At 66.9% G+C, this 26,455-nt stretch carries 22 protein-coding genes; 7 read left to right on the top strand and 15 right to left on the bottom strand.

The window, feature by feature from the left end:
- Positions 1–9 precede the first annotated feature (9 nt).
- A complete protein-coding gene (locus V8683_RS10065; RefSeq protein ID WP_411189606.1) occupies positions 10–1,428 on the bottom strand; it encodes a methyl-accepting chemotaxis protein in 1,419 nt (472 codons plus the stop codon).
- 122 nt (positions 1,429–1,550) lie between these two features.
- Here V8683_RS10065 and V8683_RS10060 point away from each other — a divergent pair, with 122 nt between their 5' ends.
- Complete coding sequence (locus V8683_RS10060) at positions 1,551–1,724, top strand: hypothetical protein (RefSeq protein WP_411189605.1); 174 nt, start codon at positions 1,551–1,553, stop codon at positions 1,722–1,724.
- Positions 1,725–1,754: 30 nt separating this feature from the next.
- Here the strand turns inward: V8683_RS10060 and V8683_RS10055 are convergent, their stop codons facing one another.
- The 6 genes from V8683_RS10055 to V8683_RS10030 all read right to left on the bottom strand — a co-directional run bounded on the left by V8683_RS10055 (position 1,755) and on the right by V8683_RS10030 (position 7,247).
- Positions 1,755–2,087 carry a helix-turn-helix domain-containing protein gene (locus V8683_RS10055; RefSeq protein ID WP_411189604.1) on the bottom strand — a complete coding sequence of 111 codons (333 nt, stop codon included), beginning with the start codon at positions 2,085–2,087 and terminating at the stop codon, positions 1,755–1,757.
- Positions 2,080–2,445: a type II toxin-antitoxin system RelE/ParE family toxin gene (locus tag V8683_RS10050; RefSeq protein ID WP_411189603.1), complete on the bottom strand. Its 366-nt coding sequence runs from the start codon at positions 2,443–2,445 to the stop codon at positions 2,080–2,082. The genes V8683_RS10055 and V8683_RS10050 overlap by 8 nt, the downstream gene beginning before the upstream one ends.
- 175 nt (positions 2,446–2,620) lie before the next feature.
- Positions 2,621–4,108 (bottom strand): flavin-containing monooxygenase, encoded by a 1,488-nt coding sequence (locus tag V8683_RS10045; RefSeq protein WP_411189602.1) that lies wholly within the window; start codon positions 4,106–4,108, stop codon positions 2,621–2,623.
- Positions 4,109–4,233: 125 nt separating this feature from the next.
- Positions 4,234–5,403, bottom strand: coding sequence for a tetratricopeptide repeat protein (locus V8683_RS10040; protein ID WP_411189601.1), 1,170 nt, complete (start codon positions 5,401–5,403; stop codon positions 4,234–4,236).
- A 113-nt stretch (positions 5,404–5,516) separates the two neighbouring features.
- Positions 5,517–6,197 carry a PspA/IM30 family protein gene (locus V8683_RS10035; RefSeq protein WP_411189600.1) on the bottom strand — a complete coding sequence of 227 codons (681 nt, stop codon included), beginning with the start codon at positions 6,195–6,197 and terminating at the stop codon, positions 5,517–5,519.
- A gap of 387 nt (positions 6,198–6,584) precedes the next feature.
- A complete protein-coding gene (locus tag V8683_RS10030; RefSeq protein WP_411189599.1) occupies positions 6,585–7,247 on the bottom strand; it encodes a hypothetical protein in 663 nt (220 codons plus the stop codon).
- A gap of 626 nt (positions 7,248–7,873) precedes the next feature.
- Here V8683_RS10030 and V8683_RS10025 point away from each other — a divergent pair.
- The gene (locus V8683_RS10025; RefSeq protein ID WP_411189598.1) at positions 7,874–10,390 is read left to right on the top strand and encodes a penicillin-binding protein 1A; all 2,517 of its coding nucleotides are present in this window, start codon (positions 7,874–7,876) and stop codon (positions 10,388–10,390) included.
- Positions 10,391–10,484: 94 nt separating this feature from the next.
- Here V8683_RS10025 and V8683_RS10020 read toward each other — a convergent pair whose 3' ends face one another.
- From V8683_RS10020 to V8683_RS10010, 3 genes are all read right to left on the bottom strand, one after another.
- A complete protein-coding gene (locus V8683_RS10020) occupies positions 10,485–11,984 on the bottom strand; it encodes an efflux transporter outer membrane subunit (protein ID WP_411190546.1) in 1,500 nt (499 codons plus the stop codon).
- 95 nt (positions 11,985–12,079) lie between these two features.
- Positions 12,080–15,208, bottom strand: a complete 3,129-nt coding sequence (locus V8683_RS10015; protein WP_411189597.1) for an efflux RND transporter permease subunit — start codon at positions 15,206–15,208, stop codon at positions 12,080–12,082.
- Complete coding sequence (locus tag V8683_RS10010; protein WP_411190545.1) at positions 15,205–16,338, bottom strand: efflux RND transporter periplasmic adaptor subunit; 1,134 nt, start codon at positions 16,336–16,338, stop codon at positions 15,205–15,207. The genes V8683_RS10015 and V8683_RS10010 overlap by 4 nt, the downstream gene beginning before the upstream one ends.
- 253 nt (positions 16,339–16,591) lie before the next feature.
- Here V8683_RS10010 and V8683_RS10005 point away from each other — a divergent pair, with 253 nt between their 5' ends.
- A complete protein-coding gene (locus V8683_RS10005) occupies positions 16,592–17,209 on the top strand; it encodes a TetR/AcrR family transcriptional regulator (RefSeq protein WP_411189596.1) in 618 nt (205 codons plus the stop codon).
- A 20-nt stretch (positions 17,210–17,229) separates the two neighbouring features.
- Here the strand turns inward: V8683_RS10005 and V8683_RS10000 are convergent, their stop codons facing one another.
- The 5 genes from V8683_RS10000 to V8683_RS09980 form a co-directional block, all read right to left on the bottom strand.
- On the bottom strand, positions 17,230–17,460 hold the full coding sequence (locus V8683_RS10000; protein WP_411189595.1) for a DUF2795 domain-containing protein: 231 nt from the start codon (positions 17,458–17,460) through the stop codon (positions 17,230–17,232).
- Positions 17,461–17,633: 173 nt separating this feature from the next.
- Positions 17,634–17,894: a hypothetical protein gene (locus tag V8683_RS09995; protein WP_411189594.1), complete on the bottom strand. Its 261-nt coding sequence runs from the start codon at positions 17,892–17,894 to the stop codon at positions 17,634–17,636.
- Between the two features lie 390 nt (positions 17,895–18,284).
- A complete protein-coding gene (locus tag V8683_RS09990; protein ID WP_411190543.1) occupies positions 18,285–20,030 on the bottom strand; it encodes a ClcB-like voltage-gated chloride channel protein in 1,746 nt (581 codons plus the stop codon).
- A 134-nt stretch (positions 20,031–20,164) separates the two neighbouring features.
- Positions 20,165–20,902 carry a glutathione S-transferase gene (locus V8683_RS09985; RefSeq protein WP_411189593.1) on the bottom strand — a complete coding sequence of 246 codons (738 nt, stop codon included), beginning with the start codon at positions 20,900–20,902 and terminating at the stop codon, positions 20,165–20,167.
- A gap of 109 nt (positions 20,903–21,011) precedes the next feature.
- Complete coding sequence (locus V8683_RS09980; RefSeq protein WP_411189592.1) at positions 21,012–22,085, bottom strand: YeiH family protein; 1,074 nt, start codon at positions 22,083–22,085, stop codon at positions 21,012–21,014.
- Between the two features lie 124 nt (positions 22,086–22,209).
- Between V8683_RS09980 and V8683_RS09975 the strand changes: the two genes are divergently transcribed.
- The 4 genes from V8683_RS09975 to V8683_RS09960 all read left to right on the top strand — a co-directional run bounded on the left by V8683_RS09975 (position 22,210) and on the right by V8683_RS09960 (position 26,340).
- A complete protein-coding gene (locus V8683_RS09975) occupies positions 22,210–23,136 on the top strand; it encodes a LysR substrate-binding domain-containing protein (protein WP_411189591.1) in 927 nt (308 codons plus the stop codon).
- A gap of 166 nt (positions 23,137–23,302) precedes the next feature.
- On the top strand, positions 23,303–24,289 hold the full coding sequence (locus V8683_RS09970; protein WP_411189590.1) for a sugar kinase: 987 nt from the start codon (positions 23,303–23,305) through the stop codon (positions 24,287–24,289).
- Between the two features lie 27 nt (positions 24,290–24,316).
- The gene (locus tag V8683_RS09965; protein WP_411189589.1) at positions 24,317–25,282 is read left to right on the top strand and encodes an NAD(P)-dependent oxidoreductase; all 966 of its coding nucleotides are present in this window, start codon (positions 24,317–24,319) and stop codon (positions 25,280–25,282) included.
- Entirely contained in the window at positions 25,279–26,340 is a 1,062-nt protein-coding gene (locus V8683_RS09960) for a LacI family DNA-binding transcriptional regulator (protein WP_411189588.1), read from the top strand. Before V8683_RS09965 ends, V8683_RS09960 begins: the two co-directional genes overlap by 4 nt.
- Positions 26,341–26,455 lie beyond the last annotated feature (115 nt).

Below are 26,455 nucleotides of genomic sequence, written 5' to 3'. Positions count from 1 at the left end.
GCATCCGCCTCAGAGCCGATAGCCCATGCGGAAGCCGCCCCAATGCCGGCCGTTGACGAAGATCGGGGCGGAGGCGTCCTTCATCAGCGCAAACTGGCCGCCGCCCATGTCGCGGCGGTAGGTTTGCAAGAGAAACGGCTTGGTATGCGAGCCGGCGCCCACCCCGGCGCGGTCGCTGAAAATACGCCGGTTGCGGCAATGGGCGGCGTTCCAGACGGGGTCGTTGCCCTGCGGCTGGGAGAACTTGCGGTTGTGCGTCGGGATGTAGCCGCGTGGATCGATCGCCACGCAAAACGCCACGCGCTCGTCGAAGGCGAGCAACGGCTCGATGAGCGCCGGCAGTACGCGGTCGGTGAAGGCCGCAAAGCGCGTGACGTGCTGCTGCGGGCTGGTATTCGGCACGGGCACATAGGTGCTGTCGAAGAGGTCGGCTTCGCCGATGTCGCCGCGCGCGAGGGCCGACTCGAACAGCTTGCCGACCTGCGAGGCCGCACGCTGCACGGCCGTGATGAAGCGCGTGTCTTCGGTCTCGACGCCGGTTTCGGCGCTCAGCTCGATCAGCGTTTCCGAGACGTCGAGCAGGCGCCCCAACTGATCCTTCGCCTGGGCGAAATTGCGGCTCGAATCTTCCACGCCGTCCGCCATCTGTTGCACCTGCGCCTCGAGTCCGTCGCATTTCGCCTCGATCTCGCCGGTCAACTGGGCGATCTGACCGGCGTGGTCGTCGAGCTGCGTGATCGCTGCGCCAGTGCTTCGCACGGCTTCACCGATCGTGTGCGTACCTGAACGTACGCGATGCGCGCGCTCGGTGTTCGCTGCGCCTTCGACGATGAGCCGCTCGGTTTGCTGCGTGAGCTGCGCTAGCGTCTGTTCGATCTGTCCGGTGGCTTGCGCCGTTTTCGCGGAGAGATTTTTCACTTCGGAAGCCACGACAGCGAAGCTCTTGCCCGATTCTCCCGCGCGCGCAGCCTCGATGGCGGCATTCAGGGCGAGCAGTTGGGTCTGGCGCGCGATCAGCGAGATTTCTTCCGAAACCTTCGAGACGTGCGCGAGGGCAGTCTTGAGCGCGCCGATCTGGCTCTCGATGATGGTGACGCCCTCCACGAGACCGTGGATGTCGGCAAGCGACGCGTCGATGGTCTGCTGGGAAGACTGCACGGTGGCCGCCGTGCCGGTGCTGACCTCGCGCATCGCGCGGGCCGCGGCGGCGATCTGGTGATTGCCGGCCAGCGTATGCGCGGCCGACTCGCGCAGCGCGTGGCAGACGGCCGCCTGATGCTGGACGCGGGCTGCGACTTCGTCGACGTGGCCGGACACGTCGCAGATTTCCATGCCGAGGCGGCCTGCATGCGCCGCGATATCGCCGATGATACCGGCTGACTTGCCCGCCCGGTTTGCACCGCGCAGACGAAACCGCAAACGTGACATCGAATGTCTCCTTTCGATCACCCTGATCGCTCGGGCCCGGTCTGCTGTGCGAACGCCGGGCTCTCCGTGATGATTAACGGCCAGTAATGTTTGGACTTGAGCGCGTGCCGGTGACGGACGCTATGATCGAGGAACGCGGGCCGCCCGAGGCCCGCCGTGGGAGTCTGATGATCGAACGCATGCTGGGCGAGGGCGCCGTCGCGTCGCTCTGGCAGCAACTGGTGCTGCTGTGGGAACTGATTTTGATGGTGTGCCGGTTTTTATGGGGGCTGTTGAGGCTGCTTGGGGGCGGATAGTGATGGGGATGCCTGACTGCAGCGCGCGGCTCAGGCAAAGGAAATAACGAGCTTCTTCCCGCATGCAGCCGCGTACTTTCTCAGCGTCGACAACGACGGCGAGTGCCTTTCGCTCGATAGCGATGCTTCGAGCCGCGAAATTGCCGAAGCCGTGGTGCCCATGCGCTCGGCGATCTGGGCCTGCGTAAGCCCCGCCTCCCTGCGAGCGGTGAGCAAGGCGTCAAGCGCAGTGAATTCTTCTTCGAGCGCTTCGTATGCTGCCTTCACGCCGGGTTTTGCCACTAGCCGGTCGCGGAATGCCTTGTCGTGGGGAACGGGGTGATAGCGATCTTCGGCTGCCGGTACCGGTCGAGTTTTAGCCATGGTTTCGTACCTCCATCATACGTTTGCGGGCGACGCGCAGTTCGCCGGCAGGCGTTTCCTGCGTCTTCTTGACGAAGGAGTGCAGCACCACGATCTGCTTGCCCACCTGGGTGCAATAGAAGACTCGTCCGATACCCTCCGGTCCACGCGGTCGCAGTTCGAACAGGCCTTCACCCATAGATCGAGAGTGCGGCATGCGCAGGTTCGCGCCGTGGACTTCCATTGTCTCTAGAAGGCGCAGATAGCTGGCGAGGATACCAGCAGGGAGGTCTGCAACTTCATCCCGCACCCGGGCTGAATAATAGGTGATCGTCCAAAACATAATATTAGCAAATTTGCTATGTTTCGGGCGGCTCATCGCCTGCGGCTTGGGCGAGTACGCGGCCCAAGGCAGGCTTACGTTACCAGGGGCTAATGGTCCCATTTCGCGTGAAGTGCGGGCGGGATGCCTTACCTTCTACCGTGGGCAGATCAAGAAATCTTCTGCCGAGGTGCGCATCCTCGGATGCATAGCGGCTAGCGCAGTAGCCGACCTACACGCTCCCCCCAAACTCATAATCGCTTTCGCGCACACGCCGCGTCCTGCGCCGGAAATCGAAGGTGAAGCCCGGCCATAGCGACGTGTTCTTGCCACGCCGCGTTTGATACCAACTGTGGCAACCCGATTGCCAGACGGTGCGCGTGAGCATCCGCTGCAGCGTGTCGTTGAACGCGCGCTGGACTTCGGGCCGCACGCTCATCGTTCGCGCGCCGCGGCGTTGCAGCGCGCGGATGCAGTCGGCGATATAGCGCACCTGCGACTCGATCATGTAGATCATCGAGTTGTGTCCAAGTCCGGTATTGGGACCGACGATCAGAAAGAGATTGGGAAAGCCCGCGACGGTCGCGCCAAGGTAGGCCTCCGGCCCGTCGCGCCGCCACGCTTCGCCGAGATCCGCGCCGTCCGCGCCGGTCACGCGAAAGGGCGCATCGACGTCGTTGACCTGAAAGCCGGTGCCGCAGATGATCGCGTCGAACGGGCGGTGCGTGCCGTCCGCCGTGACGATGCCGTCGGCGACCACTTCGCGGATCGCGTCGGTGACGAGCTCGACGTTGGGCTGCGCAATTGCCGGATAGTAGTCGGACGAGAGCAGCACGCGCTTGCAGCCGAGCAGATAGTCCGGTGCGAGCTTCGCGCGCAGGGCGGAGTCTTCGATCTTGCGCGCGAGATAGCCGCGCGCGAACTTCATGGGTGCTTCGAGCAGCCGCAGATTGACAATGAAGCCGAGCGCCCGCGTTTCGTGCTGGCAGTACACGGCGGCACGCGCCACGCGCTGCGCGAACGGCACGCGGCGGTAGAGCGCGCGCTTGCGCTCGCCGATCGCGTGATCGCGCCGCGGCATGATCCACGGCGCGGTGCGCTGGAACACCGCGAGCTGCGCCACATGAGGCTGGATATGCGGTACGAACTGGATCGTGCTTGCGCCGGTGCCGATCACGCCTACGCGCTTGCCTTCGAGGTCGTAGCCGTGGTCCCAGCGCGCCGAATGAAAGAGCGTGCCCTCGAAACGTTCGAGTCCGGCGAGATCGGGCAGCGCAGGGCGCGAAAGCGCGCCATTCGCAGCAATCAGCAGATCCGCCACGATGGTGTGCGTCGAGCCGTGCTGGTCGATCTCGATGTTCCACACGCCATCCGTTTCGTCGAAGCGCGCGGCCCTCACGTGCGAACGATATTCGATGAATCGCTCGACGTCGTATTTGCGAGCACAGTGGCGCAGATAATCGAGAATTTCCCGCTGGGGTGCGAACGCACGCGTCCAGTTGGGATTGGGCTCGAAAGAAAATGAGTAGAGGTGCGAAGGAATATCGCAGGCGACGCCCGGGTACGCGTTATCGCGCCAGGTGCCGCCGAGGTCCGCGGCCGCTTCGTAGATCGTGAACGAGTCGAGGCCCATGCGCCGCAGGCGGATCGCCATGCCGATTCCGGCAAAGCCGCTGCCGACGATGGCGATACGCGGCGCCGTGTCAGCCTGAGTTGCCATGTGCGGCTTCCTTGCGAGGGCGGTGTGCAATGCGCGCCGCGCTTCGATGAAAAACGGGCCCCGCGAGGAGCCCGTTGTTGTGAACTCTGTCGTGCGCTTTTAGACGGAGTGGGTGCATCCAGCGCTCAAGAGTTGCCCCAGTCATCCGAGTCATTGCTGCCGAGGTCGACGCCGCCGCCGGAACCGTCGTCCCAGTCATTGGAACCCTGACCGAGGTCCACGCCGTTGCCGCCGCCGTTTCCGCTGTCATCGCGCGGGATTCTGCGGCCATCGTCGTCCACGTAGACGTCGCGCTCGATCACGCGGTCACGGCCCTGGTTCAACGCTTCGCCCAGCAGCACGCCGGTCAGCAACCCGCCCATGCCGCCCATCCCGCCGCCGCCCTGCTGCACGATGACTTGCGGCGGTTGTTGAGGCGGATACGGCATCTGCGGCTGACGGCCGAAGGCGGCATCGGCTTCGCGCGCATAGGGCGAGTCGCTCCCATAGCCGTAGGGCGAGGCAGCGGCAGGCTGGGCGTTCGGGTCGGGTCGGCCTTCGGCGCGCGCCTTGAGGCTTTCGAACTGGCGTCCGAGATCCTCGACCTGATATGGCGCTACCGGAGTGGTGCTGTTCGAGAGCGTTTCGACGAGGCCGCGCAACTGCGTTTCGAGTCCTTCGACTTCTTTTTCGAGCAAGTCATGGCCCGGCGCCGTCGAGAGCCGTACGTCGAGCTTCAGCGAGCGCACCGCGTTGAGCAGGTCGGTTGCGCGCTTGAGTTGATCGCGGCGATCGCCGCCGGCTTTCGCGTCTTCGTTCGACTTCGCGCGCCGCAACGTCCAGCGCAGCACGAGCGCGATGCCGACCAGCAAGATAGCAATGCCGATCCACGCGCCCATGCCCGGACCATGACGCTGCGGCACCGGCGCGACCGCCTGGGCCGGCTGCGCGAAAGCATTGTCGGCGCGGCTGCTCGTGGTCGTGCTGGCACGCGCGGCATCGGCGCGGATCTTCGCTTCGACCTGGGCGTAGTGCTGCGGCGTGGTGAAACGCAACTGCGGGTCGAGCGACTTCGCCTGCTCGACCTGGGTGAGCGCGTCGGCGTAGCGGCCTTCGCGGTCGAGCACCTGCGCATAGAGGTAATGCGCATGTGCGTTGTTCGGGTGCGCCTGCAGGACCTCGACGAGGCCCGCATCCGCGCGTTGCCAGTCGCCCTGCGAGATGGCGGAATCGATCTGCTGGGCGCTCGGCACCGCGAAGGCGGCGCCGCTCACGAGCGCAAGCGAGGCGAGGGCAGCGACGAAATACTTTTTCATGTTGCAAGCCGGGCGGATTGGACGCCCGTCTCCATGACGATCGGAACGAGGATGCGGCGCGCGCGTGAGTTGCACGAGCATGACGCGCGGCCGCTTCCGGCCACGCTGGCGCGTTATTGCGCCGGCGTGTTCAACTGCTTTTTCAGCGCTTCGAGGCGCTCGTCCACCGAAGGACCCTTGTTCAGCGCCGCGAGCTTGTCCTCGAGCGCCTTGCCGCTTGCGGTGTCGGCCGAGTTCAGGCGCGCGTCGGAGCGGGCGTTGGAGAGCGAGACCTTGTCCTCGAGCTTGTCGAAGTCGGCGGAGAGATTCTTCCCGCCGATGCCGCCAAGCGCCGTGGCGGCGACGTCCTTCGCCTGGGCGATCTGCTGCTTCGCCTGCAGGATGTTCGAGCGCGCGTTCAGGTCGTTGCGGCGCTGGCGCATGTCGTCGATCTGCTGCTTCAGTTGATCGACCGACGGTTCGAGCTTCGCGAGTTCCGCGGCGAGCGCGTCGCGCTCCGCTTCGGCCGTGCTCTGGGCGCCGAGCGCCTCGCGTGCAAGCGCTTCGTCGCCCGACTGCAGCGCGCGCTTCGCGCCGTCTTCGTATTTCTTCGCCTTGTCGGCGGCCACGTCGCGCTTGCTTTGCTGCGTCGCGACCTGTGCCTGGATCTCGACGAGCGCGTTCTCCGCTTTCGCGATGCTGTCGTCGAGTTCGCGCACGATCTGGCGGGCGTCGCGCGACGGGTCTTGCACCGAATCGGCGGCGTCGTTCAAGAGGCCCTTGAGCGTGCGCGAAATGGAGTCAAAAAGCGACATGAATTACCTCCGTGAATTGAGATCGGCCGCGATGGGCCGAGATGCACGCATGCGCGTTTTGCGTCGAGCGGCGTGGGGCCGATTCGCAGTCGCCTGCGGTCGTGGTCCGTGCTGCTTCCAGTGCCTGTTTCAGCGCTGTTTCCAGCTTACGCCGCTTTGCGCACACCGGGCATGCAGCGCGCAAATCGGGGCGCCTTTGCCGATTGCAAGTGGGCAATCGAAACGGGCGAAGTCATTGCCTGTACTCCCGCAAGCGCCGCCCGGCGCCATCGCTCGCGGATATTACACCAGGGGTCGCTTAAAAGGGACTTAAAGGGCCGGCGGCTCCGCGCAGGCTCAGGCCGGAGCGGGACGCTTTGTTGCGCTCGTTGCGTTCGTCACGCGAGGTCACGCAAACTTGCCGTCTTCGGGTGCGCCGCCGTTTTGTCCGTCGTGGCGAGCGTCGGCGTCGCCGTGCGGATGGGTCGTGCGCGCGAACGGCGACGGGCCGCCCAGCGATTGCATCGGTTCGACCTCTTCGAGGCCGGCGGCGCCGGCAAGCGGTGCTTCGGCATCCTCCGCTTCGGCGGCGAGGCGCGCGATGGCCTGGCCAATTTCGCGCGCGGCGTTGCCGATCTGGGCGTCCGCGGCTGCTACAGCGGAGGCTTCCACGAATTCCTCGGGCGAGGCGCCATTCGCAGCATGGCGCAGCGCGCCGGCATCGTGCGCCGCGTCGTCCTGCGCAGCGGCTTCCGTGTCTTCGCGTATGGCAAGCGCCTCGGCATCGGCCGCCGTCGGAGCGGGAGCGAGGCGCAGAGGGCTGCCGCGGCTCTGGCGCTGCGGCTTCGCCGCCCGGCGCAGCACTTGCGCAAGCGCATCGGGTTCGCGCGGTGCGTTCAGGCGATCCACGATGCTCGCGGCCTTCACCTGGTCGCTGGTGGCGCTGAAAGCGATCACGGCCCGGCGCATCAGTTCGCTGACGCTGATGCCGAGTTCGTCGGCCGTGGCCGCGATGGCGCGCTTTTGCGCGGGCGTGACGAAGACGACGATGCGTTCGCTGGGCTTGTTCATGATCGGCTGGCTGTAGGGGTCGGCAACGGTTGACCTCGGGTCCCGTCCGGGCGGCGGCCATCCGGCCGCTCGCGCGTGACTATTCGATGACGGCCGCGTATCGCGTATCGGGGCGTATCGGGCCGGGCGGGGCGTGCAGCAGTTCATCCATCATACGGCCAAGCGGCGGATGCGCAACGACTGCATGCGCACGCGGCAGCGCGGCGCCGCGCAAGAATATTCCGGTCGCGTCGCGCTCGTTTCCGCTTTCTGACGTGCCTTGCCGCGCCGACGCGACAACTTCTGCGAAGGACGTTGCAATTGGCGCAAAGAGCCGTCTTTTGTGCGGGAAAGCGGGGTAGGCCGCGTAGGGAAAGCCGTTCGAAAGCGTCCTTTGAGAATTTTTTACAAAAAATCCCCGTCCGGGCGTGCGCGGAATTCTTTAGAATGCGCTGTTACCCTGCGCGATGGTGCGCTGCACCGCGCGTCGCGCGACCGGACGGGGGCGTTGCCGGTCGCGTTGCGACGGCCGGCGTGAGCCGGTCCTGCCGCATGCCGAATTGGCGCCATGACGCCATGATCACGATCCTTGCGCGCGCAAGCCGCGCGCAGCCGGGTGCGCGGCAGACGCGCCAATCATTCCAGTCATGCCTATCATTAAACGACCGTCTTCCCCGCATTTCCCGAGCGACGATCGGGAACCTTCCTTCAACAACGGATCCCCGCCGCGCGGGCCGGACCAGCCGGACCGCCGCGACGCGCCGCGCGACGGCGGCCGGCGGCGCCGCTCGATCTTGGGCTCGATCGTGCTGGGGTTCTTCGGCCTGATCGCGACGCTGCTCGTCGTCGGCGCGCTGATCGTCGGCTACGGGCTCGTCGTGATGGAGCCGCAACTGCCGTCGCTCGATGCGCTCACGAACTATCAGCCGAAGGTGCCGCTGCGCATCTATACGGCCGACCACGTGCTGATCGGCGAGTTCGGCGAGGAGCGCCGGCAACTCGTGCGCTTCCAGGACATCCCCGACATACAGAAGAAAGCCGTTCTCGCAATCGAGGACTACCGCTTCTACGAGCACGGCGGCGTGGACTTCATCGGCATCCTGCGCGCGGGTTTTGCCGACCTGATGCATGGCGGCGCCTCGCAGGGCGCGAGCACGATCACGATGCAGGTGGCGCGCAACTTCTTCCTCTCCAGCGAGAAGACCTATACGCGCAAGATCTACGAAATGCTGCTTGCGTACAAGATCGAGCGGGCGCTCACGAAGGATCAGATCCTCGAGCTGTATATGAACCAGATCTATCTGGGCGAGCGCGCCTACGGCTTTTCCGCGGCGGCGCGCGTGTACTTCGGCAAGAACCTGAAGGACATCACGGTTGCCGAAGCGGCGATGCTCGCAGGCCTGCCGAAGGCGCCGTCGGCGTATAACCCGATCGTCAATCCGCACCGCGCGAAGATCCGCCAGGAATACATCCTCAAGCGCATGCTCGATCTTGGCTACATCACCCAGGATCAGTACGACGAAGCGATCAAGGAACCGCTGCGCACGAGGACGGCCGGCAACGAGTACAGCGTGCACGCCGAGTACATCGCCGAAATGGTGCGCCAGATGATGTACGCGCAGTACAAGGACGAGACCTATACGCGCGGCCTCACGGTGACGACCACGATCGATTCGGCAGACCAGGAAGCGGCCTACGACGCGGTGCGCAAGGGCGTGATGGCCTACGAGCGCCGCCACGGCTATCGCGGGCCGGAGGGTTTCGTGCAACTGCCGCCCGAAGGCGACGACCGCGACCAGGCCATCGAGGACGCGCTCACCGACCACCCCGACAACGGCGAGATCGTCGCCGCGGTCGTGACCGAAGCGAACCCGAAGGCCGTCAAGGCCCAGTTGCTCGACGGCACCACGGTCACGGTGAGCGGCGACGGCTTGCGCTTCGTGGCGGCCGCGCTGTCGCCGCGCGCGTCGCAGGCGCTGCGCATCCGCGAGGGTTCGATCGTGCGCGTGGTCGCGAACGCGAAGGGCGACTGGGAGATTACGCAACTGCCGCAGGTGGAAGGCGCGCTCGTTTCGCTCACGCCGCAGGACGGCGCCATCCGCGCGCTGATCGGCGGGTTCGACTTCAACAAGAACAAGTTCAACCACGTGACGCAGGCGTGGCGCCAGCCCGGTTCGAGCTTCAAGCCGTTCATCTATTCGGCTTCGCTGGAGAAGGGTCTCGGACCGGCGACCATCATCAACGATGCGCCGCTCTACTTCCCGCCGAGCACGCCGGGCGGCGACGCGTGGGAGCCGAAGGACGACGATCAGCCCGACGGTCCGATGCCGATGCGTCTCGCGCTCGAAAAGTCGAAGAATCTCGTGTCGATCCGCATTCTGTCGTACATCGGCACGAAGTACGCACAGGACTACGTGACGCAGCGTTTCGGTTTCGACGCGGACAAGACGCCGCCGTATCTGCCGATGGCGCTTGGCGCGGGTCTCGTCACGCCGCTGCAGTCGGCGAGCGCCTATAGCGTGTTCGCCAACGGCGGCTATCGCATCAACCCGTATCTGATCGCCGAAGTCGACGACGCGCGCGGCCAGCCGATCCTGCGCGCGCAGCCGCTCGTCGCGGGCCAGAACGCCCCGCAGACGATCCCGGCGCGCAACGCGTACGTCATGAACAGCCTGCTGCATTCGGTGGCGACGTCGGGCACGGGCGCGGGCACCAACGTCCTGCATCGCGACGACCTGCAGGGCAAGACCGGTACGACCAACGACGCGAAGGACGGCTGGTTCGCGGGCTATCAGCGCTCGCTCGTGGCCGTGGCGTGGATGGGCTACGACCAGCCGAAGAGTCTCGGCAGCCGCGAATTCGGCGCGCAGCTTGCGCTGCCGATCTGGGTGGACTACATGGGCCGGGCGCTGCAAGGCGTGCCGCAGCAGGAGCCGTCGATGCCCGAGGGCCTGACGACGATCGGCGACGAGCTGTACTACAGCGACATGACGCCGGGCAGCGGTTTCGTGGCGAGCATCGGCCTCGATTCGGCCGGCGCGCCGGGCGGTGCGAGCAACGCGAGCGATGCCGTGGGCGGCGTGGGCGCGGGCGGGATGACGCCGCCCGATGTGAGCTCGAGCGAGAAGCAGCAGATCATGAATCTGTTCGAGTCGAACAAGTAGTGATATTGCGGTTCGGCGGTTGACGGCACGGCGCGCCCCGATGGGCGCGCCGTGTTGCTTTGGGCGGCACGTCATGTCGCGCCGCCGGCCGGCCTTAATCCTCTGGAGGCGTGGGCGGCGGCGCGTCCGACTTCGCGGCCGGCTGCGTGGAAGCCCGCGTGGCGGTGGCCGTATTCGCCGCGGTCGCTGTCGGCGGATTGCCCATCGCCTGGAACAGTGCCGCCGTATCCGAAAGCCGCTGCCCGCGATAGCGGATCTCGTCGAGGCGCGCATTGCGCCATTGCTGTTCGCTCTGCCGCACGGCGTAGTAAGGTACCGCGCCAAGGCGGTAGCGCGCGTTCGTTTCGTCGTACACACCCTCCGAGGCGTGCGCGGAAGCGCTGGCCGAGTCGAGCGCTTGCGCATCGTGTTCGAGCGAGGCCAACTGATCGGCGACGTTCTGGAATGCCGCGAGCACCGTCTGGCGGTACGAGGCGTTGGCGGCGTCGTACGTCTGCAGCGCCGCGCGCCGCTGCGCGACGAGCTCGCCGCCATGGAAGATCGGCTGCGTGAGCGAGGCGCCGATGGCCCACAGCGCGCCGACGCCCGACGTCGCCATGGGCCACGAGAACCCCGCCTGGCCGAGGCCTGCCGAAAGCGTGATGCTCGGGAACATCTGCGCGGTCGCGGCGCCCACGTCAGCGGCGGCGGCCCTGAGCGTCGCGTCGGCGGCCTCGATGTCGGGGCGCGACTTCAGCAGATCGGACGGCACCAGTACCGGCACCTGCGCGGGCAGCGTGAGGCTCGCGAGGTCGAGGTCGGGCGGTGCCGCGTCGGGCGTGCGGCCGAGCAGGACAGCGAGCGCGTGGCGGGTCGTGCTCAGTTGCTGGCGCAGCACCGGCAGGTTGGTCGCGATCGAGGCTGCGCTTTGCTGCGCGTTCAGCAGGTCGGTATGCGAGACCGCGCCGAGCGCGTAACGCTTCGCCGTATCGTCGGCTTGCGCATTGGCGAGCGCGACCAGTTGTTCGGTCGTGTCGATTTCGGCGTGCAGCATAGCCGCGCCGAGCGCCGCCGCGACAATGTTCGCGGCGAGCGCGCGTTGCGCCGCTTCGAACTGGAATGCCTGCACGTTCACGCGCGAGGCCTGCGCGGCGTTGCTTAGCCGCGTCGCGCCGAACAGGTCGAACGAATAGCGCACCTCGACGACGCCCGCGAAGATGTCGTACTGAAGCTTGTCGATGCCGAGCGGCGGGATGCCGGGCACGCGCTGGCGCTGCGCCGTGCCGAGCGCGTCGACGGTGGGCAGCATCGAACTGCCGATCTGGCCGCGCAGTTGCTCCCGTGCGGCCTGCAGGCTGTGGTCGGCGGCGGCAAGGTTCGGGCTGTTGCGCAGTCCTTCCTCGACGAGGGCATCCAGCGCGTCGGAGCGGTACAGCGTCCACCATTGCGGCACCGACTGCGCGCCCTCGACGAACTGTTGCGCCACGCCTTGCGCGGCAACCGTCTGCGCCGGCTGGGGATCCGCACCGTAGTGGGCGGGTTGCGGCATCGCGGGCGCCGCGCCGCTCGGCCCCCATGCGCAGCCGGCCAGACTCAGTGCGGCGAGCGCGGTCATTCCTACGCCGGCACGCAGTGCCGGGCGCCGCTTGCGCGACTCAGGATGCGGTGCCGCGTTGCAATCGATTGGCATGACTAACGGGTTCGGGGCACTCATGATGCATTCTCCACGTCGGAGCCCGCTTCACCGGTCTCGCTGCTGCGCACGCGGAACGCGGCGGCATAAAGCGCCGGGAGATAGAACAGGGTGAGCACGGTCGCGCTTGTGATCCCGCCCATCAGTGCGCTGGCCATCGGCCCGAAGAAGTTCGAGCTCAACAGCGGGATCAGCGCGAGCACGGCGGCCGCTGCCGTCAGCGTGATGGGCCGGAACCGCCGCACCGTCGCGCCGACGATGGCGTCGAAGCGCTTGTGTCCTTCGCGGATGTCCTGCTCGATCTGATCCACGAGGATCACCGAGTTGCGCATGATGATGCCGAACATCGCAATCACGCCGAGCATCGCGACGAAGCCGAACGGTTCGTGAAACAGCAGCAGCGTGAGCACGACGCCGATCAGTCCGAGCGGCGCGGTCAGCACGACCATCATCACGCGCGAGAGGCTCTGCAACTGGATCATCAACAGCGTGAGCACGGCGATGGCGAGGATAGGCAACTGCACGAAGATCGACGCCTGGCCTTTTGCGCTTTCCTCCACGGAGCCGCCTACCTCGATGCGATAGCCCGTGGGCAGCGAAGCGCGGATCGGCGCGAGCTGCTTCTCGACCTCGTGCGTCACGTCGATGCCTTGCGCACCGGCCTTCACGTCGGACTGCACGGTGATGGTGGGCTGCCGGTCGCGCGACCAGATCACGCCGTATTCGAGGTCGTTCGCGAGATGACCGAGCGAGCCGAGCGGCACCGGTCCGTTGGGCGTCGGCATGGCGAGCGTCAGCAGGTGGGCGGGATCGACGCGCTCGGCCGTGGGCGCGCGCAGATCGACGCTGATGAGCTTGTCGCGCTCGCGGTACTGCGTGACGGTGTAGCCCGAGAGCGTCATCTGCAGGAAGTTGGCGACGTCTTCCGACGAGACGTTCAGCGCGCGCGCCTTTTGCTGGTCGATCTCGAAATGCAGCGACCGTTCGGCGGGCTCGTCCCAGTCGAAGTTGACGTTGTCGGTGCGCGCATCGTCGCGCATCGTCGCGGCGACGCGCTCCGCGATAGCGCGCACCGTGGCGATGTCGTCGCCGCTCACGCGGAACTGCACGGGATAGCCCACGGGCGGTCCGTTCTCCAGGCGCGAAAGGCGCGTGCGCACGGCGGGGAAGTCGTTGCGCAGCTTCGTTTCGAGCCACGTGGCGAGCTTTTCGCGGTCCTTGATCGACTTCGCCGTGATGACGAACTGCGCGAAGTTCGGCTGCTGCAACTGCTGGTCGAGCGGCAGATAGAAGCGCGGTGCGCCGGTGCCGACGAAGTCGATCGCATGATCGATTTCGGCGCGGCCCTTGAGCGCGGCTTCGAGGCGGCGGGTTTCGCGCAGCGTGGCGTCGAACGAGGCGCCCTCGGGCAGGCGCACATCCATGAGCAGTTCGGGCCGGTCGGAGCTCGGGAAGAACTGCTGCGGCACGAGCGTGAAGCCGAGGAGGGCGACCAGGAACAGCGCGATCGTGAGCGCGAGCACGACGAAGCGATACTGGATGCACCAGCCGATCCAGCGCCGCAGCCGGTGATAGAAACGCGTGTCGTAAATATCGTGTTCGTGCCCGTCGGGCTCGTGGGCTGCGCGCTCGCGCTCGGGCAGCAGCCGGTAGCCGAGCAGCGGGATCAGCACGACGGCCGCGAACCACGAGGCGATCAGCGCGATCGCGGAGACCTGGAAGATCGAGCGCGTATATTCGCCGGTGCTCGACTTCGCGAGCACGATGGGCAAAAAACCCGCGACGGTGACGAGCGTGCCCGTGAGCATCGGGAAAGCGGTGCTCGTGTACGCGAAGGCGGCGGCGCGCGTGCGGCTCCAGCCTTGGGCGAGCTTCACGGCCATCATTTCGACCGAGATGATGGCGTCGTCCACGAGCAGGCCGAGCGCGAGCACGAGCGTGCCGAGCGAGACCTTGTGCAGGCCGATGTCGAAGAGATACATCACGAGCGCAGTCACGGCGAGCACGATGGGGATCGTGATGACGACCACCATGCCGGTGCGCACGCCCAGCGAGACGAGGCTCACGAGCAGCACGATGCCGACGGCTTCGGCGACCGCCTCGACGAAGTCGTCCACCGAATGCGAGACCGCGTGCGGCATGCTCGACACCTCGACAAGCCTCAGGCCCGCAGGCAGCCCGGCGCGCAGTTGCGCGACGCGCGCGTCGAGCGCCTTGCCGAGGCGGATCACGTCGCCGCCGGGCTGCATCGTGAGACCGATGCCGAGCACGGCGTTGCCTTCGAAGCGCATCTGCGTGGCGGGCGGGTCGTCGTAGCCGCGCCGGATCGTGGCGATGTCGCCCAGGCGGAAGCTATGGCCGTTCACGCGGATCAGCGTATCGGCCAGCGCCTGCAAGTTCTCGTACTGCCCGCTCGGGCGCACGAAGACGCGGTCGTCGGCCGTGGTCAGCGTGCCCGCGGGCGAGACGCTGTTCTGCGCGCCGATGATCTGACCGAGCTGCGTGGGCGAAATGCCGAGGCGCGTGAGTTGCGTGTTCGGGATCTCGATGTAAATGCGCTGATTCGGGTCGCCGAAGTAATCGACCTTGCCGACGTCGGGCACACGCAGCAGCTCTTCGCGCAGCTTGTCGGCGTAGTCGTGCAACTGCGCCGGGGAGAAGCCGTCGCCTTCGAGCGCGTAGATGTTCGTGTAGACGTCGCCGAACTCGTCGTTGAAGAATGGTCCCTGCACGCCGGGCGGCAGCGTCGCGGCGATGTCGCCCACTTTCTTGCGCACCTGGTACCAGGTGGGCTGTACCTCGCTCACGGGCGCCGAGTCCTTCATCGTGAAGAACACGAGCGACTCGCCGGGACGCGAATAGCTGCGCAGGAAGTCGATATAAGGCGTTTCCTGCAGCTTGCGGCCGATGCGCGTGGTCACCTGGTCCTCGACCTGGCGTGCGGTCGCGCCGGGCCAGAAGGTCTGGATCACCATCACGCGGAACGTGAACGGCGGATCTTCGGACTGCGAAAGATGTGTGTAGGAGAGGGCGCCGAAGATCGTCGCGAGCGCGATGACGAAAATCACCAGGGCCTGATGCCGCAACGCCCACGCCGACAGGTTGAAGCGTCCCTCCTCGTGATCGGAGGCTGGAACCCGGCTCATGACGCGAAATCCTCGGGATGGAGCGGCGGCACCGGGTGCACTTTCTCGCCCGAGGTGACGGTGTGGACGCCTTGCAGCACGATCCGGTCGCCATCGGCGAGGCCGCTCGTCACGGTAATCGTGCGGGCGTCGTAGCGCGAGACCGCCACGCGGTGCAGTTGCAGCACGTTGTCGGGCTGATGGACGATCCAGAGCGCCGGTGCGTCGCCGTCGTGAAAGAGCGCGGTGGCCGGTATCGTGAAGGTGCCGCCCGTGGCCGCCCGGCTTGCCGCGATCGCGACGTTGGCCGTCATGCCGAGGCGCACGGAAGCGTCCGGATTGGCCAGTGTGAGTTTCACGCGCCAGGTGCGGCTCTGCGGATCGGCAGCGGCGGCGATCTCGCGGATCTGCGCCGTGTACGGCCGGTCGGGCAGCGCCGGCAGGCTCACCTGGGCGTTCTCGCCGACGGCGAGGCCGGCGACGGCGGTTTCGGGCAGATCGCAAACCACGTCTACGTCACCCGACCACGCGAGCTGATAGACGGCCTGGCCGGATTGCACGTTCTGGCCCGTGTCGGCGTTTTCGGCGGTAATGACACCCGCGTGATCGGCGACGAGCTGCGCGTAGCGGCGCTGGTCCTCGGCGAGCGCGAGCTGCTGTTGCGCCTGATCGCGCTGCGCCACAGCCGAGGCGTAAGCGTTCTGCGTCTGCTCGAACTGCGCGCGGGCAATGAGATTGGCGGCGGCCTGGGCCGTATCGCGATCGAGCTGCTGCTTCGCGTAGGCGTAGTTGTGCTGGGCGGCCGCGAGTTGCGCGGCGGCGCTGGCCGCGTTTTTCTCGAAGTCGGACGGATCGAGGCGCGCGACGACCTGGCCCGGTTTGACGGTGTCGCCGAGACGCACGCTGCGCTCGACGATCTTGCCGGCCACGCGGAAGGAGAGCGGCGTCGAATAGCGGGCTTCGATATCGCCGGGATAGCTGGCCTGTGGGCCGGCTCCATCGGGATGGACGGTCATGGAGACGACGGGGCGCGGCGCCTCGGGCGGCGGGGCTTCCTTGCCGCAGGCCGCGAGCGCGGCGGCGCCGCATAGCGAGAGGAGACCGGCGAGGCGACGCCAGCGCCCGGATGACCCACTGGACTGCATGCGCATCCTGCCCGATGCGCCACGACCGCGACGATTCACATGGACCTCGATTTGCCAGGGGCGCGGGCGAGATACGGGACTGGCGCGGCGCACCGCATGATGCGGGCGAGGCCGGACCCGCTTCGCGCTCGCGCACACGGGATTCAGTTACAGCATGCGTGCCAGATATCGACTGCAGATGACGAACTGGATTCTAATACAGTAATGTATCTGAATCCAAAGTTGAATTGGAGGAATGTTTCAGTGCTAGACTCCCGCCATGAACCGCATCCGACTGACCCGCGAACAAAGCCGTGACCAGACGCGCGAGCGCCTGCTCGACGCGGCGCACGCCATCTTCACGAAAAAAGGCTTCGTGGGCGCGAGCGTGGAAGACATCGCGTTGGCGGCCGGTTATACGCGCGGGGCGTTCTATTCGAACTTCGGAAGCAAGGCCGAGCTGCTCGTGGAACTGCTGCGGCGCGATCACGAGGCGATGCAGGCCGACCTGCGCGCGATCTTCGAAACCGAGACCTCGCGCGAAGAGATGGAGGCGAGCGTGACGGCCTACTACAGCCGCATGGCGCAGGAGAACAAGACGTTTCTGCTGTGGGTGGAGGCGAAGCTGCTGGCTGCGCGCGACGCCCGCTTTCGTGCCCGCTTTACGGCGTTCCTGAAGGAAAAGCGCGACCATCTCGCCGAATACATCAAGGAATTTTCGGCTCGCGCCGGCACGCCGATGCCGCTCGAGCCCGATCTGCTCGTGATCGGTCTGATCGGGCTGTGCGACGGCGTGCAGTTTCTCTCCACGGCCGATCCGCAACACGTCACACCGTGCGTGGTCGAGGCGGTGTTGAGCCAATTCTTTGCGCGCGTGGTGTTCGGACGCGACGCCTGAGCCACGCCGCACGGCGGGCGTCAGTTGCCGAGCCCCGGGCTGTAGTTGCTGCCGATCAGCCGCGTGACCGAATCGACGTCGTGGTAGTCCTGTTCCGGCATGCCGTCGAGAATCGCGAGCACTTCGTTGCTCGCGCCCGCGTCGCGCGCGGCGTCCACGAGGTTGTCCTTGTTGGCTGGCCAGCGAACCTCGCGCAGCACATCGGTCAATTGCAGATCGATCGGTTCTTCGGGAATGGGAGTGGCAGGCATGCAGTGCGTCCTTTGCGCCGCGGCCGGCGCGGGTCCGGAGTGACAGGCGGACGGCCGGCAAAGCAGCTAGATCGGTTACGACAGGGGCACGGCACGACAGCGCGCCGCGACGCCAGCATAGCCAATTCTTCGCGCAGGCTCCCGCTGCGTGTCCGCCAGATCCAGGTTCAGGCCTAGGTCTGGAGATGCAGTTCCGGCGTGAGCGTTTTGTCGAGCTGTCGCGACTTCGGCAGCGTGATGTATTGCCAGTGCTGCGCGTCGCTCACCGTGGGGACGGGCACATCGGGGGCAGGCGGGGCGACCGGGGCGTCGTTGAGGCGCAGTTGGGGTGCGGCGCCGCCGTAATCGGCCAAGGTTTCCCGTGCTGTATGCGCCGGTGCGGCGAAGCAGGACGCCGAGAGCATCACGGTGGCCATCACTGTCGAGGTTTTCATCGCTCGACCTCCTCTCTCATGCGGCCGGGGGGCCGCAGCAAGCGCCGTGCCGCGCCCGGACGGGCGCTGCGCGGCAGCCGCGCCGCTCACGCTGGAACGGCGCGCCGCATCGGCTTCGCGCGGGTGCGGCGGCTGCTGCCGTGCGGCTGCGCGGGAAGGCATGCGATATATCCATAATGGCAGGAAATAGGCCTATGCGTCTCGAACGCGCGTGCTATTTTTTCTGCGCGTTTTCAGGGCAGCGGCACACGCTCCGGCAGCGCCGCTTCAGCCGCCCGCGCGCAGCCCGTCGAAGCGGGTCCACGGGCCAGGAGGGGCGGTCCTGCATATAGCCATTGAGCCAGTTGTTCGCGCCCCACGGATTGAACGGTCCCTGATCGGAGCTGCGCGTCAGCGATCGGGCGAGAGCCGCTGATAGGCGTCGAGAAGCGAGGTCTTGTAGACGACGCCGGCAAGCGTGGGCTGCTGCGCGCTCTCGATCACCGGCAGCCGCTCGCCGCGAAAGGCCATGAAGTGCTGCAGACCGGCCGCGAGCGACATGTCGGGCGTGAGCGCATGGAAGGGCATTTGCACGTAGTCGGCCGCGCATTTGTTCGCGGTGTCGCGCTTTTGCAGCAGGTCCGACGTGATGTCGGCAAGCGCCACGGCGCCGAGGAAACGTCCCGCGTCGTCGGTGACATAAAGGTATTTCACCGGATATTCGAGGAACACGCGCGTCATCTCGGGCACGGTGGCGTTGACGCCCACGACCGTGTTGGCGGGCTGGATCAGCGAGCGCATTTGCGTTGCACGCAGCCGCATGCGTTCCTCTTCTTCACGGTTGCGATGCAGCGTGATCTCGTACATCGACGCCTTGCCCGTCGCGCGTGCGACGAAGTACGCCACCACGCACGAGAGCATGAGCGGCAGCACGACCTCGTAGCTGAGCGTCATCTCGAAGATCATGAGAATCGCCATCAGCGGGGCCTGGGTCGCGCCCGTGAGGAACGCGCCCATCCCCACCATCGCGTAGGCGAACGGCGCCGACGTGCCGTGCGGCCACAGCGCATGCATGCCCTGGCCGAAGAGACAGCCGAGCACGGCGCCCATGAAGAGCGTCGGCGTGAACACGCCGCCTACCGCGCCCGAGCCGACGGTCGCGGCCGTCGCGATGAGCTTGAAGACGAGCACGGTGGCGAGCGCCGTCCAGGTCCACGGCGAATGGAGGACCGAGTTGACGACGCTGTAGCCGTTGCCCCAGACCTCGGGCGTCCAGACCGAAAGGATGCCGCAGACGAGCCCGCCCAGCGCGAGCTTCACCGGCAGCGGCACCTTCAGGCGCGCGAAGCCCGACTTCGTGACATCGAGCAGGCCCAGGAACTGCGGCGCGAGCAGGCCGCACAGCAGGCCGAGCGCAACGAAGAGCAGGACTTCGAGGCCCGTCACGGGCGGAAACACGGGCATTTCGTACGGCGGCCGGTAGCCCGCGAATTCGCGCATGGTGATGTTCGCCACGACGGAGGAGACGACGAGCGGCCCGAAGCTCTCCATGGCGATCGACCCGAGCACGATTTCGGTGACGAAGAAGGCGCCGGCGATCGGCGCGTTGTACGCGGAGGTGATACCGGCTGCCGCGCCGCATGCGACGAGGAGGCGCAGGCGTTGCGGATCGAAGTGGACCCAGCGGCCGATCAGCGAGGCCGCGAGCGCGGCGAGTTGCACCATCGGGCCTTCACGGCCGATCGAGCCGCCGCTCGCGATCGTGAAGAGCGAGGAGAGGCTGCGCCAGAGGCTTTTGCCGACCGGCATCACGCCGCTGCCGATCGCGACGGCCTCGACGTAGTCGGTGTGGATGGGATGGTTGCCGTCGCCGGGCGTCTTGCGCCTCGCGACGAGCAGCAGGCAGCCAGCGACGAAGCCGCCCGCGGCCGGCAGCCAGAGGCGCGTATGCCAGGGCAGATTCCGGGCCATCTCCACGAGGCTGCCGTGGCTGCCGGAAAACACGATCTGCAACAGGGCGATGCCTTTGCGGAACAAGACGGTCGCACACGCGCCCGCCATGCCGACGATGACCGCCCACACGAGCATCGTGTGAGCGTCTGACAGACGGAAGAGATCGCGGGCGCGGGTGCGCAGTTTCAGCAGGAATGACAGCACAGCGGGCAGGTCGTTGTTAGGGGGAGCGTCGCCGTGCGCAAGCATAGCATTGCGCGCGGCGAGAAAAAGCGGCGCTGCGGGTGGGGCAGCGGGGGGGAGCGGGATGCGCGCCGGGTGTCCGGCGTGCTCGCGGGTCAGCGCGCGGCGTGGTCGAGTTCCGGGTAATGCCGGAAGATGCCGGTTTCGTTGAGCGCGAGGCGGCGCGGCGAGTCGAGATAGGCCGCGATGTTCGGGCGCACGGCCACCGCGTCGTGCAACGCCACGACATGCGGGAAGTGGCCGCCCAGATGCTTCGTTGCCTTGGGAAACGCGTAGCGCAGCCCCTCGACGATCTGGAAGATCGAGAGATCGACGTAGGTGAGCGTTTTGCCGACCAGATGCTTCGGCCCGGCCGGATTCTGCGCGAGCACGCGCTCGAAGTAGCCGAGAAATTTCGGCATGCGGTGTGCGAGGAAGTCGGCGGTGCGCCGCTTCGCTTCGGCCTTCTGATCCTCGTAGTAGAGGCCGCTTGCGATCGGGTGATGCGTGTCGTGCACCTCGGTCACGAGATCGGCGATCGTGAGCTGCAGGCCGTTCGCGACGTATCGCAGTCCTTCGTCTCGCGGCGCGAGCCCGAGCTTCGGCCCGAGATAGAACAGGATGTTCGCCGTTTGCGGCACGATCAGGTCGCCGTCCTTCAGAAACGGCGGCGCGAACGGCGGATACGGCACCGTGCGGCTATCGAGCGTCGCCATCATCGCGCCGATGCCGTACCCTTCCGCTTTCGTGCCGCGTGCCACATCCACGTATTCGACCTGCGCCTCTTCCAGCGCGAGCCGCACGAATTCGCCCCGGCCCTGCAGGCCGTCCCAGTAATACAGTTCGTATGCCATCGGTTGCCCCTTTGCCATGACGCGCCCGGCCCGCGGACCGGGCCGCGCTCGACAGTATCGCTCGCATGGCGCGCGCCCGTGCGAGACGTGCCAGGACGTACTTCCGGGATCAAGCAAAGAGGCGTTCCACCCCCCAGGTGATCGCAAGGCCGCCGCCAATCAGCCAGACATAAAGAATGAATCCGGTGGTCAGGGCGCGCGGCCCGGCCTGGCGGATCTGCGAAACGCGCGTCTCGATGCCGAGCGCCGTCATCGCCATGGTCAGCGCGAAGGTGTCGAGCCCGTTGACCGTGTGCGTGACCGCAGCCGGCAGCATGTGCAGCGAATTCGCGACCACGCACGCGAGAAAGCCGAGTGCGAACCACGGCACCGCCAGCTTGCGGGCGCCTTCGCCATGGTGCGCGCCATGCGCGCCGCGCGCCGACCGGTTGACCCACAGGCCGATCACGAGCAGCACCGGCACGAGCAGCATCACGCGGGTCATCTTGACGATGGTGGCGATGTGCGTGGCTTCGGGGCTCACGTTGCTCGCCGCGCCCACGACCTGCGCGACCTCGTGGATCGTGCCGCCGAAGAAGAGACCGGCCCCGAGGGTGTCGAGATGGAGCCAGCCCGCGCGATAGAGCACCGGGTAGAGGAACATCGAGAGCGTGCCGAACAGCACGACGCTGCCCACGGCCATGGCGCTCTTGTGCGGCTTCGACTGCAGCGCCGACTCGAAGGCGAGCACGGCGGCCGCGCCGCAGATCGCACTGCCGGCGGCGGTGAGGAGTGCCGTGTCGCGGTCGAGCTTCATGATCTTCATGCCGGCCCAGGTGCCGACGACGAGCGTGCTGACGACGATCACGACCGACTCGACGAGTCCCGGCAAGCCCACCTGGGCGATCTCCTGCAGGCTCACGCGCAGGCCGAAGAACGCGACGGCGATGCGCAGCAGCTTGCGCGCCGAGAAGTTGACGCCGGCGGCCCAGCTTTCGGGCATGCCATCGCGCAATGCGTTGCCGTAGATCGCGCCGCCGACGATGCCGACGATCAGCGGGCTCAGGCCCAGATTGGCAATGGCGGGCAGGGCGGCCAGCCGCGTGACGGCGGCGGCGAACAACGCGACGAACAGCACGCCGTTGAGCTGGCCGCGAGTGGACAAAGGCCGATGCGCAAGGGTCGTTGACGATGTGGCAGGCATGATCGGCTCTGTATCGGGTAGCGAACGGGTAACGAACGAGTGCGCCAATCCTAATTTAGATATATCGATATGAAAAATCGTGATTTGCGAAGTAAAATATAAGCCAATCCGATATTTAATCGCCATGACCCCGGAGCAACTGATAACTTTTGCCGCCGTTGCCGATCACCGCAACATCAGCCGGGCGGCCGAGACGCTGCATCTCTCGCAACCCGCGGTATCGGGCCAGTTGCGTCTGTTGCAAGAGGAGTTCGGCGAGGCGCTTTATCAGCGCGACGGCCGCGGCGTGCGCCTCACGCCGACGGGCGAGCAACTCGCCGCCTATGCCGCACGCCTGCGCGACACCTGGCGCGAAGCCTACGCGTTTCGCGACGCGCTGCGCGGCCTGGAGCGCGGCACGCTGCGCATCGGCGCGAGCACGACGCCCGCGAGCTATCTGTTGCCGTATCTGATGGCGGCGTTTCATCGGCGCTATCCCGATGTCAGGATCGAAACCGCGAGCGGCAACACGTCCGATGTCGTCGGCATGCTGGGCGCGTTCGACATCGCGTTGATCGAAGGGCCGGTCGGCGAGCCATTGCCGGCCGACACCGTCGTCAAGCCGTGGCACGAGGACGAGATCGTGGCGATCGCGCCGCGCACGCATCCGCTCGTCCGGCGGATGCTCGACCGGGCCGCCGGGCAGGACGGGGGGCGCATCGCGCTTGCCGCACTGGGCGAATACCCGCTCGTCCTGCGCGAAGAGGGTTCGGGCGTGCGCCAGATCGTCGAGCGCGCGTTCGCGCGCGCGGCCGTGCCAATGCGCATCGCGCTCGAGATCGCCGGGGTCGAGGGAGTAAAGGAGGCCGTGCGCGCGGGCATGGGCATCGGCTTCGTTTCCGCCATGTCGATGCGACACGAAGACGGCGCGCTATGCCAGATCCCGCTTGGGCCGGAGCCGCTCGCGCGGCGCTTTTCGATTCTCGTTCCTCATGCCGGGGCCGCTTCGCGCGTGGCGCAACGTTTTCTCGACGAGTGTTTTGCCGGGCCGCCCGGCGAGCAGGACGCGTGATGGACTGCAGGCCCAGGGCTAACCAGAATGGCGTGGCGGTGCCGGGCGGCGCACTATGCTCAGACTAATAGGGCGCGCAGGCGCTTTTTTTGAGGCCGGAAATGGAACCGGTTCCAAAAGAAAGGCGCCTCGTTTTCATCCCGCATCAAGATCAGGAAAACCTTTCATGGCCGATTCTCTCGACGTCGTCACCTACGGCGAAGCGATGGCGATGTTCGTTGCCGCCGAGGCAGGCCCGCTCGCGCAGGTCTCGCACTTCACGAAGCGCGCAGCGGGCGCGGAACTGAACGTCGCAACCGGTCTCGCGCGGCTCGGCTTCAGGGTGGGCTGGGTGAGCCGCGTGGGGGCCGATTCGTTTGGCCAGTTCGTGCGCGACGTTCTCGAAGAAGAGGGCATTAACGCACGCTGTGTGAGCGTCGATACGCGTTTTCCCACCGGCTTTCAACTGAAGTCGAAGAACGACGACGGCAGCGATCCGGCTGTCGAGTATTTCCGCCGCGGGTCGGCCGCGAGCCGGCTTTCGCCTTACGATTTCCAGCGTGACTACGTGCTGGGCGCACGGCATCTGCACCTGAGCGGCGTGGCGCCCGCGATCTCGTCGACGTCGCGCGAGCTGGCATTCAAGCTCGCCCGCGAGATGCGCGCGGCCGGCCGCACGATCACCTTCGATCCGAATCTGCGTCCCACGCTCTGGAACACGCGCGAGGAAATGACGAGCACGCTCAACGAGCTGGCGGCCTACGCGGATTGGGTACTGCCGGGCGTGAGCGAGGGGCGCGTGCTGACGGGTTCCGACGATCCGGACACCATCGCGCGCTTCTACCTGGCGCGCGGGGCGCGTGGCGTGGTCGTGAAGCTCGGCGCGCAGGGCGCCTGGTACCGCACGTCGGAAGGCGCGCACGGCCTCGTGAAGGCCCAGCCGGTGGCGCGCGTGGTGGACACGGTGGGTGCCGGCGACGGCTTCGCGGTGGGAGTGATCAGCGCGCTGCTGGAGGGCCGCCCGCTGGCGCAGGCTGTCGCGCGCGGCAACCGTATTGGCGCGCTCGCCGTGCAGGTGATCGGCGATTCGGAAGGGCTGCCGCGACGCGCGCAACTCGACGCGCTCGAAGCGCAGGACGCATCGGCCGCCATCGCGTCCGCAGGCGCGGCGTGAAGCAAAAGCGATAGGGAAATGACCAACATGACACCGACTATTGTTGCCTACAAGACTTTGCCTGCCGACGTGACCGACTATCTGCGCGAGCACGCGCAGGTCGTCTTCGTGGATTCCGATACACCGGGCGCTCTCGTCAAAGCGCTCGCCGATGCCGACGGCGCGATCGGCGCAAGCGTGAAGATCACGCCGGCGATGCTCGAAGGCTCGCGCGTGCGTGCGCTCTCGACGATCTCGGTCGGCTATGACCAGTTCGACGTGGCCGATCTCACGCGGCGCGGCATCGTGCTCGCGCATACGCCCGACGTGCTGACCGAATCGACGGCCGACACCGTATTCGCGCTCATACTCGCGAGCGCGCGCCGCGTCGTGGAGCTGGCCGACTGGGTCAAGGCGGGCCAGTGGAAATCGAGCGTCGGCCCCGCGCAATACGGCGTGGAAGTGCAGGGCAAGACGCTCGGCATCGTGGGGCTCGGGCGCATTGGCGGCGCGGTGGCGCGGCGTGCGGCGCTCGGCTTCGACATGAAGGTGCTGTACACGAACCGTAGCCCGAATCCGGCGGCGGAACGCGACTATGGCGCGCGCCGTGTCGGGCTCGACGAACTGCTCGGGGCCTCGGACTTCGTCTGCCTGCAGGTGCCGCTCACGCCCGAGACGCGTCGCCTGATCGGCGCGGCGCAACTCGCGAAGATGAAGCCCGGCGCGATTTTCATCAACGCTTCGCGCGGCGCGACCGTGGACGAAGCGGCGCTCATCGCCGCGCTCGAAGCGGGCACGATCCACGGTGCGGGTCTCGACGTATTCGAGCAGGAGCCGCTCGACCCGGCGTCGCCGCTTTTGCGCATACCCAACGTCGTGGCGCTGCCGCACATCGGCTCGGCCACGCACGAGACGCGTCACGCCATGGCGCGCTGCGCCGCCGAGAACCTCGTCGCCGCGCTCGCGGGCACGCTCGATCGCAACATCGTCAACCGCGAGGTGCTGACGCGATGAGCGGCCCGGATACGGCCGCGCGGCGCGCGACCATCAGCGACGTCGCTCGCGAAGCGGGTACCGGCAAGACCAGCATTTCGCGCTATCTGAACGGCGAGCACGCGGTGCTCTCGCCGGATCTGCGCGCGCGCATCGAGGCTGCGATCGAACGGCTCGACTACCGGCCGAACCAGATGGCGCGCGGTCTCAAGCGCGGGCGCAATCGCCTGATCGGCCTGTTGCTCGCCGATCTCGCGAATCCGTATTCGGTCGAGGTGCTGCAAGGCGTGGAAGCGGCGTGTCATGCGCTCGGCTACATGCCGCTCATCTGCCACGCGGCGAACGAAGCGGACATGGAGCAGCGCTATCTGCAGCTCCTTACGACGTATCGCGTGGAGGGCGTGATCGTCAACGCGCTCGGCGTGCGCGAGGCGATGCTCAAGCCCGTGGGCAACGGCGGCATTCCGGCGGTCCTGATCGACCGGACCGTGGACGGGCTCGATGCCGACGTGGTCGGGCTCGACAACGCGGCGGCGGCGCGTCTTGGCGTCGGGCATCTGCTCGAACAGGGTTACGACGAGATCGTGTTCGTCGTGCAGCCGTTCGAGCACGTGAGCTCGCGGCGCGAGCGCGTGGCGGCGTTTCGCGAGGCGGTGGGCAGTTCGGTCGGTGGTGCGCAAGGGGTGCGCGGTACGACCCGCGTGCTCGATCTTCACGATGCCGCCGGCGCCGACGCGGCTCTCGCCGCGCTTGACGCTGACCTCGACGAAGCCGCCCGGCGCGGGGCGCGTTGCGCGCTCTTCGCGGCAAATGCGCCCGTGGCATTGCGTGTCGCGCTGCATCTGAAGGCACGGCTCGGCCCGCAATGGCAGCAGCACGTCGCGCTCGTCGCGATCGACGATCCCGACTGGGCCGAACTCGCCGGCATCACGACGATCCGTCAACCCACGCGCGAGATCGGCTATCGCGCCGTGGAGTTCCTGCACGAGCGCATCGAGGGCACGGCGGCCGCGACGCGTGCCGCCGTGTTCGAAGGCGAGCTCGTGGTGCGCGAGTCCACGCGCGGCATGAGGGCGTAGCGGCAAGACTCCCGGCGGGATCGTTTGCGTCGCGCCCGCCGCGCGAGGCTACGCGCCCCTACCGTTATCTGCGATCATTCGGGCTGCGGCGTGCGAGTGGCGCGCGCCGGACGTC

The organism is Paraburkholderia sp. AV2 (assembly GCF_054968425.1).
Note: the sequence above shows the minus strand (reverse complement) of the source record. Positions and strands in the feature narration are given on the sequence as shown.